Here is a 2,671-nt window from a genome sequence, read left to right on the forward strand (position 1 = left end):
CGGGTAATTCCCCTTGAGCAAACACAGTTAACTCAAGATTAGCCAATGCCCAGGCACCATTGACAACGGTGGTGGTAAATTCAAGGCTGCGGTTTTGGCTGTCAGTGACGGTGATAGTCACGGTTTGGCCTTCTTCGATACCGCTGACTGCACCGGATAAATCCACTGAGCTTTGCTCAGCGTTATTAATCACTTGGTCGCTATCAATCACGTTCACGGTGATTGTAGCGACGGTGTCTTTAGTAAAGCTGATGCTATCAGTCGCGGGGTTTTCAGCGACATCGTTGACCGACACAGTGGCGCTAATTTGACCATCAGCAAGGCCGGTTAAATCAACATTATCAATCGCCCATAGGCCACTGGTGACGGTGGTGGTTACTTGTTTGGTGTTGCCATTCGTATCAGTGAAGGTGAGGGTAACGGTTTGGCCGTCTTCGACATTACTCACGGTGCCCGAGAAGCTATTGGTTGTGCTGTCAGCGGTATTAATGATTTGGTCAACGTCATTAAATGTCACGTTAATATCTGCGATAACGTCTTTTTGTACGACTTCTTGGCTTGAGCCTGAATTACCCGCTTGGTTCATTACGGTGGCTGTGCCGGTGATATCGCCGTCTTTTAAGATACGGGTATCAATATCACTAATCATCCACACGCCGCCATTAACGACAGCAGTACGAGTGATGGTGTTTACGCCATCAGTCAGCGTTACTGTGACGGTTTGACCATCTTCAACATTACTCACCGTGCCGGTGATATCAACCACCGGCGCTTCTACAGCATTAATAATATTGTCTTGGAGGGTGTCGATATCAATGGTGATTTCAACCGCAGCGGTATTTTTAATTACGTTAGTGCTGGCTGTTGCAGGGTTGCCGTTTCTATCCAGCCCTTCAGCGGTAAACGTCAGCTCGCCATCAGCAAGTGAGCTTAAATCTTCATTTTCAATGAGGTAATAGCCGTTACGCACAGTTGTGGTAAAGCTCAGCGTTGCATTTGCACTGTCAGTTACTGTAACGGTTACTACTTGGCCGTCTTCAATATCCGTGGCTGCACCACCAAAGGTGGTGGTGAGTACTTCATCGCTATTTAGAATGCCGTCGCCATTGGTGCCCACTTGAATAGAGATAGTCGATAAAGTGTCTTTGAAGACTGTGGTATTAGCGCTTGCAGGGTTACCTGCTACATCGGTTACACTGGCACTGAAGGTCAATACACCTTCAGCAAAACCAGATAGATCCGTGTTAGTTAACGCCCATGCACCGGCTGATACGCTGGCATAATATTCCTGTGTTTTACCCGCAGAGTCAGTGACGAGCACAGTGACTGTTTGGCCGTCATCCACGTTAAGCGCAGTACCAGAGATGGCTACATCGGCGACCTCTACAGCATTGAGTGAATTATCACCGCCATCAGCTACATTAATGGTGAGACTTGCTAGGGTATCTTTAACTACCGTAACACTGGTTGCTGCGACATTGCCTGCGATATCGGTGCTGGTTACAGTAACGACTAAATCGCCTTCCGCCAGATCGTTGATATCAACATCGCTCAGAGACCATTTACCATCAACAATCGTTAGTGAATCATTGGTGCGAGTTGTGCCACGGCTATCTGTAACAGAAATGATGACTGTTTGGCCATCTTCAATACCAGACACGGTACCAGACACACTCACTGCACTTTGCTCTGCGGCATTAATAATTTGGTCAACGTCTTCAACGGTGATAGAAATTGTTGCTGTGGTGTCTTTAGTGAATGTAATACTGTTGTTTGCTGGGTTCTCAGCAGCATCGGCGACTGCAACCGTTGCGGTGATCTCCCCGTCAGCCAGAGTGGATAAATTAACATCCCCGAGCGTCCATGTACCATTGACGACTAAGGTGGTGGCGGTTACGGTGAGGCCGTTTTTATCGGTCAGTGTAAGCGTGACGGTTTGCCCGTCTTCAACATTGCTAACAACGCCTGAGAAGTTGTTTTGTTTAGTCTCAATTTGGTTGATTACTTGGTCGGCGTCGTTAAGTTGTACTGTGATGTTCGCCACCACATCTTTGCCAACAATCTCTTGTGCTGAGCCTGAGTTACCCACGCTATTGGTGACAGTTGCTGTGCCATTAATGTTGCCATCAATTAAAAACCGGGAATCAATATTATCGAGTCGCCATTGGTTATTAAATACTTGAGTAGTAAAGGTTAAGCTATCTCCATTGATATCTGTTAACACAACAGTAACGGTTGCACCGTCTTCAACATTCACTGTGGTACCAGTAATATCTACAGTTGCTGACTCAGCGTCATTAATGACATTATCTGAACCCGTATCTATATCTATAGTGATGTCAACTGGCGCTGTATTTTTTGTTACTACCGTTGTTGCCGTTGCAGGGTTGCCATTGATGTCTGTGGTAGTGGCTGTGAAGGTGAGTTCACCATCTGCAAGCGTTGATAAATCACCGTCTTCAATAATAAAATAGCCATTACGCACCACGGTATTAAAGGTCAGTATCGTGCCTTGGCTATCGGTTACCGTGATTTCAACGGCTTGACCAGTTTCAATATCATTTGCAACCCCACCAAAGGTGGCTGGGTTGACTTCTAATTCATTGAGAATGTCATCACCATTCGTCTGTAGTTTCATTGAAAGGGGGGAGAAGGGAGGATTCTCTCCTTG

1 protein-coding gene is annotated in these 2,671 nt (G+C 46.4%); it reads right to left on the minus strand.

Features of this window, described 5'->3' with window-relative positions; translation table 11 throughout:
• A partial coding sequence (locus CWB85_RS19480; RefSeq protein ID WP_502705319.1) for a beta strand repeat-containing protein occupies positions 1–2,671 on the minus strand: 2,671 nt, incomplete at both ends.

The organism is Pseudoalteromonas sp. S1727, assembly GCF_005886375.1.
Taxonomy (GTDB): Bacteria; Pseudomonadota; Gammaproteobacteria; order Enterobacterales; family Alteromonadaceae; genus Pseudoalteromonas; species Pseudoalteromonas haloplanktis.